Source organism: Amycolatopsis sp. NPDC054798, assembly GCF_053611505.1.
In genome coordinates this window covers 1-16,381 of sequence record NZ_JBSHAM010000138.1, presented here as the reverse complement: position 1 = coordinate 16,381, position 16,381 = coordinate 1, and the positions used below count along the sequence as shown (strand labels likewise).

14 protein-coding genes are annotated in these 16,381 nt (G+C 68.6%); 7 read left to right on the top strand and 7 right to left on the bottom strand.

What is annotated here, in order from left to right; genetic code table 11:
- Positions 1 to 94: 94 nt before the first annotated feature.
- Positions 95 to 1,483, bottom strand: a complete 1,389-nt coding sequence (locus ACWGIC_RS41580; RefSeq protein WP_452081455.1) for an aspartate aminotransferase family protein — start codon at positions 1,481 to 1,483, stop codon at positions 95 to 97.
- Between the two features lie 168 nt (positions 1,484 to 1,651).
- On the bottom strand, positions 1,652 to 2,137 hold the full coding sequence (locus tag ACWGIC_RS41575; RefSeq protein ID WP_452081454.1) for an Lrp/AsnC family transcriptional regulator: 486 nt from the start codon (positions 2,135 to 2,137) through the stop codon (positions 1,652 to 1,654).
- Between the two features lie 188 nt (positions 2,138 to 2,325).
- Here ACWGIC_RS41575 and ACWGIC_RS41570 point away from each other — a divergent pair, with 188 nt between their 5' ends.
- Entirely contained in the window at positions 2,326 to 3,696 is a 1,371-nt protein-coding gene (locus tag ACWGIC_RS41570) for an APC family permease (RefSeq protein WP_452081453.1), read from the top strand.
- Positions 3,697 to 3,738: 42 nt separating this feature from the next.
- Here ACWGIC_RS41570 and ACWGIC_RS41565 read toward each other — a convergent pair whose 3' ends face one another.
- From ACWGIC_RS41565 to ACWGIC_RS41545, 5 genes are all read right to left on the bottom strand, one after another.
- Positions 3,739 to 3,996 (bottom strand): GNAT family N-acetyltransferase, encoded by a 258-nt coding sequence (locus tag ACWGIC_RS41565; protein ID WP_452081452.1) that lies wholly within the window; start codon positions 3,994 to 3,996, stop codon positions 3,739 to 3,741.
- Positions 3,997 to 5,064: a transcription termination factor Rho gene (gene rho / locus ACWGIC_RS41560; RefSeq protein ID WP_452081451.1), complete on the bottom strand. Its 1,068-nt coding sequence runs from the start codon at positions 5,062 to 5,064 to the stop codon at positions 3,997 to 3,999.
- A gap of 310 nt (positions 5,065 to 5,374) precedes the next feature.
- The gene (locus tag ACWGIC_RS41555) at positions 5,375 to 6,139 is read right to left on the bottom strand and encodes an ArsR/SmtB family transcription factor (RefSeq protein ID WP_452081450.1); all 765 of its coding nucleotides are present in this window, start codon (positions 6,137 to 6,139) and stop codon (positions 5,375 to 5,377) included.
- A 107-nt stretch (positions 6,140 to 6,246) separates the two neighbouring features.
- A complete protein-coding gene (locus ACWGIC_RS41550; RefSeq protein ID WP_452081449.1) occupies positions 6,247 to 7,701 on the bottom strand; it encodes a M81 family metallopeptidase in 1,455 nt (484 codons plus the stop codon).
- Positions 7,698 to 8,843, bottom strand: a complete 1,146-nt coding sequence (locus ACWGIC_RS41545) for an ROK family protein (RefSeq protein ID WP_452081448.1) — start codon at positions 8,841 to 8,843, stop codon at positions 7,698 to 7,700. Before ACWGIC_RS41545 ends, ACWGIC_RS41550 begins: the two co-directional genes overlap by 4 nt.
- A 150-nt stretch (positions 8,844 to 8,993) precedes the next feature.
- Here ACWGIC_RS41545 and ACWGIC_RS41540 point away from each other — a divergent pair, with 150 nt between their 5' ends.
- From ACWGIC_RS41540 to ACWGIC_RS41515, 6 genes are all read left to right on the top strand, one after another.
- Positions 8,994 to 10,790: a peptide ABC transporter substrate-binding protein gene (locus tag ACWGIC_RS41540; RefSeq protein ID WP_452081447.1), complete on the top strand. Its 1,797-nt coding sequence runs from the start codon at positions 8,994 to 8,996 to the stop codon at positions 10,788 to 10,790.
- A 4-nt stretch (positions 10,791 to 10,794) separates the two neighbouring features.
- The gene (locus ACWGIC_RS41535; protein WP_452081446.1) at positions 10,795 to 11,754 is read left to right on the top strand and encodes an ABC transporter permease; all 960 of its coding nucleotides are present in this window, start codon (positions 10,795 to 10,797) and stop codon (positions 11,752 to 11,754) included.
- Entirely contained in the window at positions 11,751 to 12,581 is an 831-nt protein-coding gene (locus tag ACWGIC_RS41530; protein WP_452081445.1) for an ABC transporter permease, read from the top strand. The genes ACWGIC_RS41535 and ACWGIC_RS41530 overlap by 4 nt, the downstream gene beginning before the upstream one ends.
- A complete protein-coding gene (locus ACWGIC_RS41525) occupies positions 12,578 to 14,203 on the top strand; it encodes a dipeptide ABC transporter ATP-binding protein (RefSeq protein WP_452081444.1) in 1,626 nt (541 codons plus the stop codon). The genes ACWGIC_RS41530 and ACWGIC_RS41525 overlap by 4 nt, the downstream gene beginning before the upstream one ends.
- A complete protein-coding gene (locus ACWGIC_RS41520; protein WP_452081443.1) occupies positions 14,200 to 15,117 on the top strand; it encodes an ROK family protein in 918 nt (305 codons plus the stop codon). The genes ACWGIC_RS41525 and ACWGIC_RS41520 overlap by 4 nt, the downstream gene beginning before the upstream one ends.
- 226 nt (positions 15,118 to 15,343) lie before the next feature.
- The gene (locus tag ACWGIC_RS41515) at positions 15,344 to 16,288 is read left to right on the top strand and encodes an MBL fold metallo-hydrolase (protein ID WP_452081442.1); all 945 of its coding nucleotides are present in this window, start codon (positions 15,344 to 15,346) and stop codon (positions 16,286 to 16,288) included.
- Positions 16,289 to 16,381: the final 93 nt, after the last annotated feature.

Below are 16,381 nucleotides of genomic sequence, written 5' to 3'. Positions count from 1 at the left end.
TTGCAAACCACTACCCGGGCGGGGGCCCCCGGCCTCCGTTGAGGGCCTCTTTTCGTTAAACCCTTCCCTCCACGCCCCCATTCACGGACTTCGGTCAGAGCAGTTTCCAGGCACCGGTGAGGGCGTCCCGGAGAATCTGCTCCATCTCGTCGAACTGCGGCTGGTCGCAGGTCAGCGGCGGCGACAGCTGGACCACCGGCTCGGCGCGGTCGTCGGCGCGGCAGTAGAGACCGCCCTCGAACAGTGCGTTCGAGAGATAGCCGCGCAGAATCCGTTCCGATTCCTCAGCGGTGAAACTCTCCTTGGTCGCCTTGTCCTTGACGAGTTCGATGCCGTAGAAGAAACCGGTGCCGCGCACGTCGCCGACGATCGGCAGATCGGTCAGCCGGTCGAGGGTCGCCCGGAAGGCGGTTTCCTTTTCCAGCACATGGCCGTAGAGGTTCTCGCGCTCGATGAGGTCGAGGTTGGCCAGCGCCACCGCACACGAAACCGGGTGGCCGCCGTAGGTCGAGCCGTGCATGAAGGTCGCCTCGCCGCCGGCGAACGGCTCCATCAGCTTCTCGCTCGCGAGCACCGCGCCGAGCGGCGCGTAGCCCGAGGTCAGCCCCTTGGCGGTGGTGATGATGTCCGGCTGGTAGCCGTACCGCTTGGCCGCGAAATCGTAGCCGATCCGCCCGAACGCGCAGATCACCTCGTCGGACACCAGCAGCACGTCGTGTTTGTCGCAAATCTCGCGGACCCGCTCGAAATAGCCCGGCGGCGGGACAAAGCAGCCACCGGTGTTTTGCACGGGTTCGAGGAATACCGCGGCGACGGTGTCCGCACCCTCGAATTCGATCGCCTGCTCGATTTGGTCCGCGGCCCAGCGGCCGTATGCCTCGTAGTCGTCGGCGTGCTCGGGCGCGCGGTAGAAGTTCGTGTTCGGCACGCGCAGAGTACTCGGCACGAGCGGTTCGAAATCGGCCTTCGCACCGGGAATTCCGGTGATCGACAGCGCGCCCTGCGACGTGCCGTGATATGCCAGCGCGCGGCTGATCACCTTGTGCTTAGTGGGTTTTCCGGTCAGCTTGAAGTACTGCTTGGCGAGTTTCCAGGCCGTTTCCACGGATTCGCCGCCGCTGACGGTGAAGAAGACTCGGTTGAGGTCGCCCGGCGACGCGGCCGCGAGGCGTTCGGCCAGTTCGAGCGCGGGCGGATGCGCGTGCCCCCAGAGCGGGAAGTACGCGAGCTGTTTCGTTTGCCGGGCAGCGGCTTCGGCCAGTTCCTCGCGGCCGTGGCCGACCTGCACGGCGAACAGCCCGGCGAGGCCGTCGAGATAGCGCTTGCCGGTGTCGTCCCAGATGTAGGCGCCCTCGCCGCGCACGATCACCGGGATGTCGGCGGTGTCGGCGCGGCTGTGGCGCGTGAAGTGCAGCCAGAGGTTGTCGCGTGCGGCGGTGCCCGAGCCGGTGGTGCTCCCGGCGGGTTCGGCGGTCGTGGTCATGGCTCCTCGAAACGGGCCTCGAAGCTGCCGGCACGCAGCGGGGCGTACCGGCCGGACTTCTCGGTTATCGCACGAGCCGACGCCGGTTGGCAAGCGGATCAGTCGTTGCTGCCACCCACAACGACTAATTTCAGCAGTCCGATCGGGACAGACCTTCGGATTTCGTCGTCACCCGCGGTGTGAGCCCCACTGGTACGACTGTTTCCGCAGCTTCAGGTACACGAGCGTCTCCGCGGTGCGCACCCCAGGCAGCGTCCGGATGCGGTTGGAGATCACGTCGAGCAACGCGTCGTCGTCGGCGCACAGCACCTCGCACAGCACGTCGAAGCGGCCGGCGCAGAGCACGACGTACTCGATCTCGTCCATTTCGGCCAGAGCGTCGGCGACCGGGTCGAGCGGGCCGTCGACCGTGATCGCGACCATCGCCTGGCGCAAAAGCCCGACCTGCAAGGGATCCGACACCGCGACGATCTGGATCACGCCCGAATCGGACAGTCGCTGCACCCGCTGACGGACCGCCGCCTCGGACAATCCGACCGCCTTGCCGATCGTGGCGTACGGCCGCCGTCCGTCCTCTTGCAACTGGGCGATGATCTGCTTCGAGATGTCGTCGACCACCGGCGGCGCGGGCCGGTTCGGGTCCTGGCTCTGCATCCCCGGATCATCTCGGGCCGACCCCGGCGCAGGCAACCCGGGGCGTGGCGAACAGCCGCCCAGAGTGTCCAGATAGACCGTCGTCCCGGGTCCCGGACAACGGATTTCGTCGTCTTTCCGGCGTTGACAACGGCAAACCCGTCCTGTTCCATCCGTCGAATTCCAGCGCCGCCGACGGAGGGATCCCCATGCCGCCTCATCCGGTCCCCGTCCAGACCGGCACCGCCGCCGGTTCGCCCGCTCCCCGCTCGCTGACCAGATCGATCGGGGTCGGCGGCGGAACCCTGCTGACGCTGAGCTGCGTGACCCCGGCGTCGTCGCTGTTCGTTCTCGTCCCGCCGCTGTTCGGTTCGCTCGGCACCGGAACCGCGCTGGCCATCGGGCTCGCCGTGCTGCTGTGCGTGGGAATCGCGTTCTGCTACTCCGAACTCGGCACGCTGGTGCCGAGCTCGGGCGGCGAGTACGCCATGGTGTCGACCGTGGTCAGCCGGTTCGCCGGATGGATCACCTTCATGCTGTCGTTCATCGTGATCCTGGTGGTGCCGCCGATCATCGCGATCGGAGTGGCCGACTACCTGGCGGTCATCGTGCACGTCGACCCCTCGGTGGCGGGCGCGCTGGTGATGCTGGCGTCCACCGGGATGGGCTTGGTGAACCTGCGCTCGAACGCGTGGCTGACCGGGATTTTCCTGGTGATCGAGATCGTCGCGATCACCGTGGTGTCCGTGCTCGGCTTCGCGCACAGCGACCGGCCGGCGACGGTGCTCGTGCGGCCCAGCCTGGACGGGGTGCACCCGATCGCGCTGGTGTCGGTGATCGCCGGACTGGCGGTGGCGTTGTTCGTGGTGCAGGGCTTCTCGACCGCGGTGTATCTGGCGGAGGAGATGCGGGAGCCGCACAAGACGGTCTCGCGGACGGTGCTGTGGACGCTCGGCATCAGCGCGGTGGTGATCCTGGTGCCGGTAGTGGCGATCACGCTGGGCGTGCCGGATCTCGAGACGCTCGGGAACCTCGACCTGACCGCGCTCGTGGTGAGCTGGAGCAGTTCGACGTTCGGCACGATCGTGAGCCTGTGCATCGCGGCGGCGATCGTGAACGCGGTGATCGTGATGGTGATCCAGAATTCGCGCGTGCTGTACGCGTCGGGACGGGATCACGCCTGGCCGGCACCGGTGAATCGGGCATTGAGCGTGGTGAGCCCGCGCTTCGGCGCGCCGTGGGTGGCGACGCTCGTGGTGGGCGTTTCGGAAGCGGTGCTGTGCTTCGTGCCGGTGGAAACGCTGAGCGGGGTCACCGGGGTGGCCGTGGTGGCGTTGTACCTGGCGATTTCGCTGAGTGTGCTGTGGGCGCGGCGACCGGCGCATCGGCGTCCGCAGGTGTGGCGGATGCCGGGGTGGCCGGTGGTGCCGGGCGTGGCGGTGCTCGCGCTCGGGTATGTGCTGGTGTCGCAGAGCTTGCTGGACTTGGCGATTACGGCTGGGGTGCTGGTGGTTTCGGCTGGGTATTGGTGGGGGTATTTGCGGCGGCGGGCGGATCGGTGGCTGGTGACGGTTCCGTGACGCGGGCTCTAGTGAGGATGGACTGCGGCAAAGGCGGCGGATTCAGATCAGTCGCCGAGGGAGATCGCGTAGAAGGCGAACGGTTCGCCGCGCGAGGGCCAGGCCAATGAAGCCGATCTCGGTGGCGTAGCCGTTTCCCCAATGCGTCTCGCGCACCGCCCAGCCGATTTCGCGGCGCGGGCTTCCGGCGCGCGTCCAGTCGCCATACCAACGGGCGATGCCGGGGTCCAAGTGCAGGCGATACAGCTCATCGGCGAGGTGCGGGCCGATCGGCGACAACCGGAGGCGATCGGTCTCCACTCAAGCGGCCACTGTGGACGGAACCGCCAGCGAAGCGTTGACCCGCGCGATGAATTCCGCATTGGACTTCGTGGTGCGGACCTGCTCCAGGAACTGTTCCGCGGCACGCTTCGGGTCCTGTGCGGACAGCGCGCGGCGGACCTCGTTCATCACGGCGAGTTCCTGCGGCGGGACGATCAGCTCGTCGCGGCGGGTGCCGGAGCCGAAGAAGTCCACTGCGGGGAACACGCGGTGGTCGGCGAGCACGCGGTCCAAGCGGAGTTCCGAGTTGCCGGTGCTTTTGAGTTCCTCGAAGAACACCGTGTCAGCCAGCGAACCGGTGTTGACCAGCGCGGTCGCGATGATGGTGAGCGAGCCGCCGTCCTCGATGTTCCTTGCCGCGCCCAGGATTTTCTTCATCGGGTGCAGTGCGCTGGCGTCGACGCCGCCGGACAGGACGCGGCCGGAGGTGCGGGCGGCCAGGTTGTAGGCGCGGCCCAGCCGGGTCAGGGAATCCAGCAGCAGCACGACGTCGCGGCCGGTTTCGACAAGGCGTTTCGCGCGTTCCAAGGCCAGTTCGGCGACGGCGGTGTGCTCGGCGGGTTTGCGGTCGAAAGTGGACGCGACGACCTCGCCGTGCACCGACCGGCTCATGTCCGTCACTTCTTCGGGGCGCTCGTCGGCGAGCAGCACCATCAGGTGCGCCTCCGGGTGGTTGACCGCCACCGCTTGCGCGATCGCTTGCAGCACAGTGGTTTTGCCGGTGCGCGGAGGGGCGACGATCAGCGCGCGCTGGCCTTTGCCGAGCGGTGCGACGAGATCGAGGACGCGGGTGGTGAGCTGGTGCCTGCTGGTTTCGAGGACCAGCCGCTGGTTCGGGTGAATAGGGGTGAGTTCGCCGAAATCGGGACGCTTTTCCCCGGGCGGGCGGCCGTTGACCGAGACGAGTTCGCCGCCGTCGAGGACGAGTTCGTCACCGCGGCGCAGGCCGTGCGTGCGGATCAGCGAGAACGGCACGGACGGGCCGCCGGGGCCGTAGCCCAGCGCGGCGGTCTTGCCGTGGATGTCGAGAATTCCTTGCTGTGTCATGGTTTGTGGCTCCTTGAGCAGTGGGCGGTCGACGCGCGGAGGCGGACTGCCGATGAGACGAAGCGGGTCTGGCGACGGGCTTCGGGAAAGACGCCGATCCTCGTCGCGTGGACTCACGCTGGCGGAGGGGCGGAACCCCGGGGCGGCGGGGCCGACTTCCTGGGGTATGCGGTGAGAATAGCGCATCGGATCCGGCCGCACAACTGGCACTGCACGCGAAAGGGGCCTCGTGAGTGCTTACGCCGGCAAGAACCGGCATCGACACTCACAAGGCCCCAACAAACCTGCCCGCTGGTCTATTCCCGGGCGGTCACAGCATCTCCCACGGAGCCTGCGGCAGCACGTGCCCGGTCTCCAGCAGCGACTTCAGGTTCGACAGCACCGCCGCCCAGCCGCCGGAAACGTCCTGGTGCGCCTTCTCGTCGGGCAGATCCTCGTGCGTGACAGTCAGCCGGACGATGCCCTCGTGCTGTTCGATGTCGAACGTCGCGCGCGACGGTTCCTGGCCCTTCGGGCCGTTCGGTTCGTACCAGGTGGTGACCAGGCGCTTCGGCGGGATCGCCTCGATCACCTCGCCCTCGACGTCGGCGATCCCGGACCCATCGGTCCGCACGTGCGCCCACCGCGAGCCCTTGTTCCAGTCGGATTCGTTGCGGTGGCCCCAGTATTGCGCGGTCAGGTCGGGGTCGGTGAGCGCGTGCCACACCTTTTCCGGCGTGCTTTCGATGTAGGTCACATACACAAAACTCGGCTTCATGGCTTCCTCTGCTCGACGTTTGACGGCACTGAGCATCCGCAGCCGCGGCTGCTCGAACCGGTCCACCCACCGCTCCTGCATCTCGTGCAGCGGCACCGGATTCAGGTAGTGCAGCTTTTCCCGGCCGCGGCGCACGCTGCTCACCAGATTCGCCGCCTCCAGCACGGCGAGGTGCTGGGTCGCGGACTGCCGCGTCATCTCCAGCCGGCGGCACAGCTCGCCCAGCGTCTGCCCGTTGTCCTCGCGCAGCTGGTCGAGCAGGTACCGGCGGGTCGGATCCGCCAGCGCCTTGAACACTTTGTCCAGGTCGGGTTGCACACCTACAGTAAGGCAGGCAAATGACTGCATGTCAACCCAGCAGCTGTAGACACAGGTCAGCGCCGAGGCGAGTTACAGATCGCCTCGGCGCTGACTACGCAAAGTGTTCAGAAGACCTCGGGCTCGAGCGAGGGGGCCGCCATGTCGGCGTCGAAGGGGAACATCGGCCGGACGATGCCGGAGTGGCCGAGGCGGAGCAGGTCCTGGTCGACGCCGCCGGGGGTGAGGGCCAGCAGCCAGTCCGCGGCCATGTCGTACAGCTCCGGTTCGAGGTAGCCGATCTTCACGATCACGACGTCCGCCTCGCGCGGGCGCAAGCCGAGCGCGTGGAAGTCGGATTCGAGGTGGTACGGCTTGCGGCGCGCGGTCACGATCACCCGCAGGCCGCCGACGGCCAGCACTACCGCGGTCCCGGCGACCGGGTCGGCGGCGTCGATCGCGGCCACCTGTGCGGTGAGCGCGACCGGACCGTGCGGGCCGGAGTCGACTTTTCCGCCCAGCTCCACCGAAATCGTCGCGCCGACACCGGCCGCTACTGCGGTCGCGACCGCTTCGGGATCCACAATGGCCGCGTACAAAGTGGTCAGTGATGAGTCCACAATGGATGGCGTGCGCAGCAGGACGTCGAGGCTCCACGACGTGTCCCCGGCACCACCGGCGGTCGGGTTGTCGCCGGAATCGCTGATGAAGAACGGCCGCGCTTCCGACGCGACCGCTTGCGCGAGGCATTCCGGCAAGGTGCCGGTCGGGGCGACGAAAGCGAAGTCGTGCCGAGCGTCCCAATAGGACTGAGCCAGACGTTCAGCTTCCTTGGTGATCACCGAAACGTCGTCGCCCATCACCACCACCGCGGCCTGGCAACGCGGTTCGTCGGCCCACGCGTAGCCGACCCAGATCGCCGCGTCCAGAACTCCGTCCAGCGCTTCCACGGAATCCACCGCGGCGTAAACGCTCTTCGCCGGTTCGAGCCGGGTGCTGGTCTTCTCCCCCGGCAGCAGCACCGGAACCTGCACCCAAGCCTTCTTCGGGCGACCGCCGGACCGCAGCCGCGACACCAGGTTCCGCGCGGCGCGCTCGCGGGTTTCCCACGCGTCCTCGTGCGGGGCCATCCGATAGCAGGTGATCAGGTCCAACGCCGTCACCAGTTCCCGCGAAACGTTGCCGTGCAAGTCCATCGACGCCGACACCAGAACGTCCGGGCCCACAATGGCACGGATCTCCTGCGCGAGCGAAGCCTCCACATCGGACCGGCCGACGACGCTCATCGCGCCGTGGATGTCGAAGAACAGCCCGTCCAGCTCGCCCGCCGAACGCAACCGGTCCAGGATTTCCCCGGACAGCTCGGCGTAAGCCTCTTCGGTGACCGCCCCGCCGGGAAGCGACCGGGCGTCGACCAGAGGAACCCATTCCACCCCGGAAGCCCAGTCCGCGCCGAGAAAGTCGTAACGGGCCAGCAGATCGCCGCCGCGCGAGACGCGGAAGTCGTCCACTGTGGACCGATGCGGCGAGAAGGTACTCGATTCGATGGCGATTCCGGTAATCCCGACCCGCAGCTTCTTCATCGTCCACTCCGTTTGATCGCTTGCTCGAACACCGCGTCCAGCGCGAGCGCACCCGCGCCGTAAAGTCCCGCGTCCGCACCGAAACGCACCCGGTCGATCCGCAGTTCCCTGGTAGCCAAGGGAAGACACCGTTCGTACAGCGCACCGCGCACCGCCGCGACGAACGCTTCCGAACCGGACAGCGCGCCGCCGAGCAGCACCTCGTCCGGGTTGCTGAAGTTGACCACCGTGGCCAGCACTTCGCCGAGCCGCAGCCCGGCGCGCCGCACGGCCGTGGTCGCTTCCGGGTGGCCGTCCTCGGCAGTGGCCATCACCTGCGCGGTGGTTTCCAGCTTCATTCCCTGCGCCTGCAACTGCCCGACGAGCGCGGCACCGCTCGCCACCACTTCCAGACAGCCGCGATTCCCGCAGGTGCACGGCTGGTCCTCGGCGGCGGGCACGCGGACGTGGCTGATGTCGCCCGCGACCCCGGCCCGGCCGCGGTAAAGCTCGCCGCCCAGCACGATTCCCGACCCGATGCCGGTACCGGCCTTCACCACCAGCAACGTCCGGCCGGGCGCGCCGGACACGGATTCGCCCAGCGCCAGCATGTTCGCGTCGTTGTCCACGACCACCGGCAGTTCGAAATGCCGCGCCAGCGCCTCCCGCACCGCGAAGCCGCGCCAGCCGGGCATCCGCGACGGCAGCGTGATGGTGCCCGCCTCGATGTCCACCGGTCCAGGGAACGCGACACCGAGACCGAGCCCACGCCCCGGACAATCCGCGCCTGCCATCACATCGCGCACCGCGGCCGCGAGCCCGGCGACCAGATCGCGCGGCTCCTGGCTGATGTCCAGCGGCCGTTCGTGCACCTGCAGCAGGTTGCCCGCGATGTCGAGCGCGCCGATCCGCACGTGCCGCGAGCCGACGTCGGCGGCCCAGACGTGCCCGAACTCCGCGTTGACCGACAGCAGCTTCGGCCGCCGCCCGCCCGCGGACCGGCCCTCGCCGGACTCGCTCAGCACCCCGGCGGAGATCAGCGCCTGCGTGCGCACCGACACCGTCGACTGCGGCAGCCCGAGCGCCCGTGCGAGGTCCATGCGCGACGTCGCGTGGCCGTGCGCGACCAGCCACAACAGCCGCAGCGGCCCGGCCGGATCCACCGCGTCACCTCTTTCATCAAACCTGATGTAACTAAACTGTTCGACAGGGCTCTTGGCATTTCCCGTCTCTCGTGCAAGATTACCCGACAGCCAGGACACGGCATAGTGCCTGGCAATGGTCTTTCATCAGAGTTGTTGGAAGTGATGCGAATGGCTCGACGCCCGTGGCGCACCGCGCTCGGGGTCACGCTCGCCGCCATGCTGGCGCTGTCCGGCTGCGCGGCGAGCCGGGAACCGCACGGAGGCGGTTCCGGCACCCCGAAAACCGGGGGCACCGTGCGGTTCGCGATGCCCCCGTCGGCGACGCCGAACTGGATCATGCCGTTCTCGATCCCCGGCTACGGCGGGTCGTACAACGCCATGATCCGCTCGACCATGTTCGTGCCGCTCTACAGCTACGACGGCAGTTCCGGCTCGGTCACGCTCGACGACGCCGCCAGCGCCGCCAACGCGCCGCGCTACTCCCCCGACGGCAAGACCGTGACGATCACGCTCAAGCCGCTGACCTGGTCCACCGGCGAGCCGGTCACCAGCAGGGACGTCGAGTTCTGGCTCAACCTCGCCCGCGCGGGCAAGGACAACTGGGGCAAGTACTCGAAGGGCCTGATCCCGGACAGCATCACCGGCTTCCACGCCGTCGACGACCGCACCTTCACGCTCACCCTGGACAAGGCGTACAACCCCGACTGGTTCACCGCCAACCAGCTCAGCCTGGTCATCCCGATGCCGCACGCCTGGGACCGCACCAGTGCCACGGGAGAAATCGGCGATCACGACCGCACCCCGGCCGGCGCGAAGCAGGTCTTCGACTTCCTGGTCAGCCAGGCGAAACAGCTCGGCACCTACGCGACGAATCCACTGTGGAAGGTCGTGAACGGCCCCTTCACGCTGGCCAACTTCACCACGTCCGGCGAGGTGACGCTGCGGAAGAACCCGAAGTACACCGGCCCTGACCCGGCGAAGCTCGACACCGTCCGGTTCCTGACCTTCACCAGCTCTTCGGCGGAGTACAACGTGCTGCGCGCCGGCGGCGTCGACTACGGCTACGTTCCGACGTCGAACCTCGGCCAGCGCTCGAAGCTGGAGGAGCAGGGTTACCGGGTCGAACCGTGGAACGGCTGGTCCATCACGTATTCGCCGTACAACTTCAACAATCCGAAGCTGGGCAAAGTGTTCTCCCAGCTCTACGTGCGGCAGGCGATCCAGCACGCGGTCGACCAGGACGCCATCACGTCGGTGATCTGGCGCGGCTCCGCGCGCGTCGGCTACGGCCCGGTCCCGCAGGACAACGACACGAAGTACCTGTCGCCGAAGCAGAAGACGAACCCGTATCCGTTCGATCTGAACAAGTCGAGGCAGCTGCTCGCCGACCACGGCTGGAAACCCGGCTCCGACGGCGTTCTCCTGTGCACGGACGCCAAACTGTGCGGCGAGGGCATCACCGAAGGCACCCGGCTGTCGCTGACCATGCTGACCGAATCCGGTTCCGACGAAACCGACGGCACCATGCAGGAACTGCGCTCGGAGCTGTCGAAGATCGGCATCGAGATGAAGATCAACGCGCAGCCGCTGAACACCGTGCTGGCCAACGGAACCACGTGCAAGCCGGAGGAACCTTCGTGCAGCTGGCAGCTGTCCTACTTCGGCACGCAGGGCAGCTGGTACTTCTCGGCGAACCCGAGCGGCGAGGAGCTGTTCGCGACCGGGGCGGGCACGAACTTCGGCGGCTACTCCGATCCGAAGGCGGACAAGCTGATCGCGGACACCAACCTGGCCTCGGACGGGCGCGCGATGCTCGACTACAGCGCTTATCTGGCCGAACAGCTTCCCGTGCTGTGGCTGCCGAATCCGCCGTACCAGGTGTCGGCGATCGACACCGCGCTGCACGGCGTGACCCAGGACCCGATGGCCGGGCTGCTGCCGCAGCGCTGGTTCTGGACGAGGTGAGGACATGACGCGCTACATCCTCCGCCGGCTCGTGCTGGCCGTGGTGGTCGTGCTGCTGGTCACCGTGGTGACCTTCGTGCTGCTGCATTTGCTGCCCGGCGGCCCGGCCCGCGGCGTGCTCGGCGTGAAAGCCACCGAGGCGCAGATCGCCGCGTTCAACCACGCGCAAGGCTTCGACCAGCCGCTTCCGGTGCAGTACTGGGACTATCTGCTGCGGTTGCTGCACGGCGACCTCGGCGAGTCGTACACGCAGAACTCGCCGGTGAGCACCCTGCTCGCCGAGCGGATGCCGAAAACCTTGCTGCTCACCGTGCTTTCGACCGCGCTCGCGATCCTCGTCGCGCTCCCGCTCGGCGTGTGGCAGGCGGTCCGCCGCGGGCGCACCGCGGACCTGCTCACCACGGCGATCACCTTCGTGCTCTACGCGACGCCGGTGTTCTTCCTGTCGCTGGTGCTGATCATCCTGTTCGCGCAGGTGCTGCCGTGGTTCCCGGCGCAGGCCGCGCAGGGCGAAACGATCGGCGAACTGCTGTCTCAACCGGGTGCGCTGGTACTGCCAGTGCTCGCCGGGACCGGAGCCGCGCTCGCCGCGTTCAGCCGGTACATGCGGGCGTCCACTCTGGACAGCCTGTCCGAGGACTTCGTGCGCACCGCGCGGGCCAAGGGAACGCCGGAGCGCACGATCATCTGGCGGCACGTCTGGCCGAACTCGCTGACCTCGGTGGTCTCCATGCTCGGCTATTACGTGCCGGTGGTGTTCGGCGGTTCGCTGGTCGTCGAATCGATGTTCAACTACCCCGGCATCGGCCTGCTCTTCTGGACCGCGACCCGCACCGCCGATTTCCCGGTGCTGCTGGGAGTCGTGCTCGTGATCGCCGTGGCGACCGTGCTCGGCTCCCTGCTCGCGGACCTGGTCCAGCTGGCGATCGACCCGCGGGTGCGGGTGAAGGGAGCGCGGTCGTGACTGTCCTTTCCCGTCTGCTGCGCCGCAAGACCGCCGTCGCGGGCGCGGTCCTGCTGCTGCTCGTCGTGGCGTTCTGTTTCCTCGGGCCGTTGTTCTACGGCACCGACCAGTCGCACACCGACCTCGCCTCGGCCCGGCTCGGCCCTGGATCCGGGCATCCGCTCGGCACCGACGACCTCGGCTACGACGTGCTCGGCAGGCTCATGGTCGCGGGCCGGACGTCGCTGATCATCGGTGTGCTCGCCGGGCTGATCGCGACCGCGATCGGCGCGGTGTGGGGCGCGGTCGCCGGGTACACCGGCGGCTGGCTGGACACCGTGCTGATGCGGATCGTCGACACCGGCGTCGCGATCCCGGCGCTGTTCCTGCTGCTGGTGGCCGCGACGCTGGTGACGCCGAGCGTCGGGGTGCTGGCGCTTTTGATCGGCGCGGTGTCGTGGCTGGTGCCCGCGCGGCTGATGCGCGCGGAAACGGTGAGCCTGCGCGAACGCGACTACATCCGGGCGATCACCGTGCTCGGCGCGAGCCGCACGCGCGTGGTGTTCCGGCACATCATTCCGAACGCGATCGGCACCGTGGTGGTGAACGCGACGTTCCAGATCGCCGACGCGATCCTGCTCGTGGCGTACGTCAGCTTCCTCGGGCTCGGCGTTCCCGCGCCTGACACCGACTGGGGCGCGATGCTGTCTAAAGGAATTACCTACACCTTCGACGGCGCGTGGTGGCTGATCCTGCCGCCAGGCATCGCGATCGTCCTGGTGGTGTGCGCGATCAACTTCCTCGGCGACGGGCTGCGCGACGCGTTCGCGGTGAAGGGGCGACGATGAGCGAGGCAGTGCTGGACATCCGTGACCTGCGGGTGTCCTATGCGGACGGTGCGACAGCGGTCGACGGGCTGAGCCTGAAGGTCGCGCCCGGCGAGATCGTGGCGGTAGTCGGCGAGTCCGGCTCCGGCAAGAGCACGGCGGCGCTCGCGGTGCTCGGGCTGCTGCCCGGCTCCGCGCGGGTCACCGGGTCGATCGAGCTGGCCGGGCAGAACGTGCTCGACCTGCGCGGCGAGGACCTGCGGAAACTGCGCGGGCCGGCCGCCGGGATGGTGTTCCAGGAACCGATGACCGCGCTGAACCCGTTGCGGACCATCGGTTTCCAGCTCGCCGAGGCGATCCGCAACCACGACCCGGAAAAGCTGCGCCACCGCCGCTACTACGACCGGTGCGCCGAACTGCTCGACCGCGTCGGCGTCCCGGAACCGGCCGCGCGGCTGAAGCAGTATCCGCACGAGCTGTCCGGCGGTCTGCGGCAGCGCGTGATGATCGCGATCGCGCTCGCGGCCGGGCCCAAGCTGATCATCGCGGACGAGCCGACCACCGCGCTCGACGTCACGGTGCAGCAGCAGATCCTGGACCTGTTGCGCGACATCCGCGAGCGTGAAGGCACCGCGACGCTGCTGATCACGCACAACATGGGCGTCGTGGCCGATGTCGCGGACCGCGTCGCGGTGCTGCGGGGCGGCAAGCTGGTGGAAGAAGCACCCGCCGCGGAACTGTTCGCGACGCCGAAGGCGGATTACACCCGGGAACTGCTGGCCGCGGTTCCGCAGCTGGGTTCGTTCTCGCACGAACCGGCGGGCGAAGAAATCCGGAAGCCGGTTCTCGCGCTGTCGAACGTGGTGGTCGAGTACGGCGGACGGCGGGTGGTGAACGACGTTTCCCTGTCCGTCTCGCCCGGTGAGATCGTCGGGCTGGTGGGCGAATCCGGTTCGGGGAAAACGACACTCGGCAACTGTGCACTGGGCCTGGTCACGCCCAAATCCGGAACCGTCGAAGTCCTCGGCGGGCCGCTGCCGAAAGGCACCGGCCGCACGGCGCGGGCAGTGCGGAAGCAGATCGGCGCGGTGTTCCAGGACCCGGCGTCCTCGCTCGACCCTCGGATGACGGTCGCGCAGACCGTCGCCGAACCGCTGGCGGTCCACACCTCGGCCGGGCGCGGCGAGCGCCAGCGGCGGGTGCGGGAACTCCTCGACGCGGTGGAGCTGCCGGAAAACCTGCTGACCCGGTACGGGCACGAGCTGTCCGGCGGGCAACGGCAGCGCGTGAGCCTCGCCCGGGCGCTGGTGCTGGGCCCGAAGCTGCTGATCGCGGACGAACCGACGAGCGCGCTGGACGTATCCGTGCAGGCAGCGGTGCTCGAGGTGTTCCGGCGGCTGCACCGCGAGTTCGGCTTCGGCTGCCTGTTCGTCAGCCACGACCTCGCGGTGGTCGACAGCCTGTGCGACCGGGTGGCCGTGCTGCGCGCGGGCGAACTGGTGGAGGAAGGCCCGGCGGAAACGGTGTTGCGCACTCCGGAACACCCGTACACGCAGGCGTTGCTCCTCTCCTCGCCGGTGCCGGACCCGCAGTTGCAGCGGAGCCGGCGCGAGGCGCTGGCCGGCGCGGACCCCGCGGCGTGACGCGATTGCGGGCCGGAGTCGACATCGGCGGGACGAAAACCCTGGTGGTGATGTGCGACGAGGACGGCAGGGAAGTGGGGGCGGCGTCGGCTCCGTCCGAAGCGCACCGGGGCGGCGCAGCGATCCTGGACCGTGTCGCGGAACTGGTCGGCTCGCTGGTGCCGGACGGGGCGGTGCTCCTCGGGGCCGGCGTCGGAGCGGCGGGCGTCGTCGACCCGGTGACCGGAACAGTGCTGGTCACCGGCGATTCGTTCACCGGATGGGCGGGCACGCCGGTCAACGCCGAGCTGTCCGCGCGGCTCGGCGGAGTGCCGGTGCGCACCGTCAACGACGTCGACGGTTTCCTGCTCGGCGAGTTGCTGCCGGACGAGCGGAACGTGCTCGGCGTCGCGGTCGGCACCGGGGTCGGCGGCGCGCTCTTCGTGGACGGACGGCTGCTCTACGGCGGCGCGACCGGGGCCGGCGAGATCGGGCACGTCGGCCGCTACGGGGAGGAACGCTGCACTTGCGGGCAGATCGGACACCTTGAGGCGTACGCGTCCGGACGGGCTTTGGCCCGCCGTTACGCCGAGGCGACCGGCCGGACCCTCGCCGCGGAGGCCGTCGCCGCCGAAGCGCTCGCCGGGGACGAGGCCGCTCAAACGGTGTTCACGGACGCGGGCCGGTTCCTCGGCCAGGCGATCGCGCACGCCGCCGGGCTGCTCGGCGTCGCGACCTGCGTGCTCGGCGGTTCGGTGCTCGGGTCCTGGGCGCTGCTGGAGAAACCGGTGCGGGAGGCGCTGGAGGAACGGCCGCTGCTGTCCGGGAACCCGGTGTCCGTCCGGCTCTCGCGGCACGGGGCGAAGTCCGTGGCGCTCGGCGCGGCCGGCCTCACTGCCGGTATCCGTCGGCTACCGGACGTGATCAACCCCTAAACCAGTCCTCTGTGGACCATCGAGAAAACCGTGGCCTCGGGGTATACGCTGTCGGGCACCGACGGAGCCGGGGGCAACGATGCGCGCGAAGCTGGACGGAACGGGACAGGCGAGAACTGCGCGAGACCACGCGCGTGAGCGTGGTCTCCACCCCGCTGACAGCAGGTGACTTGGTCTATACCATTCCGGTGATCATTTCCCGTCCGGTGGCCAACGAGGGGATCCCATGCCCGTCATCAGGCGCAATATCGTCCCGCTCCGGTATTCCGACCCGAGCGTCGTCGCTTACGTGCGCAGCCCGAGCGACTGGATGGTGTCCAATTGCGGCTGGATCCGCGGCCGGGAAGGGGTCCTGCTCGTCGACACCTGCGGCACCGAACGCGACACGCTCGACCTGGTCAGCGACGTCCGCAAGTACTCGACCGTCGAAATGCCGCTCACGCTCGTGCTGACCCACGCGCACGGCACCCACCACAACGGAGCCGGGGTCGCGCTGCGCAACGGCGGCCGGATACTGGCCGCGCCGAGCGCGGTGCCGATCATCCGGTCCGGACCGCAGTGCAACGAGGAGATCTTCGACTGCACGAACTGGGGCAAGCTGGAAGCACCGCGGCCCGAGGCGGTGCACGCGGTGATCGAACCGGTCGAAGTGGACCTGGGCGGCGTGGTCGTCGAGGTCGTCCCCTTTCCCGGGACCGCGCACACCGACGGCGACCTCGTGCTGTTCGAACCGCGCACCGGCACGCTCTTCACCGGCGACCTGCTGTCGGTCGGGTCCACGCCGTTCGCCGTGCACGGCTCCGTCCCGGGCTGGCTGACCGCATTGGACTGGCTCGACAAAATGTTCCCGGACGTCCGCACCTTCGTGCCCGGGCACGGCGGGCTCAGCCATCCGGGCAGTTTCCCGGTCGCGGTGCTGCGCACTTATCTGCACTGGCTGCTCGACGCGACCGCGGGCGCGGGCACGCCGGACTTCTCCGAACTCGCCACGATCGCCCGCCGCCGCTGGCCGACGTGGACAGTCCCGGAACGGCACATCGGAAATCTGCTGCGCGCGCACGCCGACCAGCATGGGGAACAGCTCGAGTCCGCCGAAGCGATGCGCGCGATCCGCGACGCCGCCGGCGGCAAGATCGACCTGGACACGCTGCTCGGGCTCGGCAAGTCCTAACGCCGGGAAATCGATTCCCCGGCCGCGCTTTCCCGCGTCGGCCCTGGCATTGCCGCCGCCGTCCGTGAAGGGCTCCTTGAGGGAATCTTATTC

Bases quoted from the DNA above. Each gene is read 5' to 3' on its own strand.
- ACWGIC_RS41540 (WP_452081447.1), top strand. From the start codon at position 8,994: ATGGCTCGACGCCCGTGGCGCACCGCGCTCGGGGTCACGCTCGCCGCC.
- ACWGIC_RS41575 (WP_452081454.1), bottom strand. From the start codon at position 2,137: ATGCAGAGCCAGGACCCGAACCGGCCCGCGCCGCCGGTGGTCGACGAC.
- ACWGIC_RS41525 (WP_452081444.1), top strand. From the start codon at position 12,578: ATGAGCGAGGCAGTGCTGGACATCCGTGACCTGCGGGTGTCCTATGCG.
- rho (WP_452081451.1), bottom strand. From the start codon at position 5,064: ATGACACAGCAAGGAATTCTCGACATCCACGGCAAGACCGCCGCGCTG.
- ACWGIC_RS41515 (WP_452081442.1), top strand. From the start codon at position 15,344: ATGCCCGTCATCAGGCGCAATATCGTCCCGCTCCGGTATTCCGACCCG.
- ACWGIC_RS41535 (WP_452081446.1), top strand. From the start codon at position 10,795: ATGACGCGCTACATCCTCCGCCGGCTCGTGCTGGCCGTGGTGGTCGTG.
- ACWGIC_RS41570 (WP_452081453.1), top strand. From the start codon at position 2,326: ATGCCGCCTCATCCGGTCCCCGTCCAGACCGGCACCGCCGCCGGTTCG.
- ACWGIC_RS41580 (WP_452081455.1), bottom strand. From the start codon at position 1,483: ATGACCACGACCGCCGAACCCGCCGGGAGCACCACCGGCTCGGGCACC.
- ACWGIC_RS41550 (WP_452081449.1), bottom strand. From the start codon at position 7,701: ATGAAGAAGCTGCGGGTCGGGATTACCGGAATCGCCATCGAATCGAGT.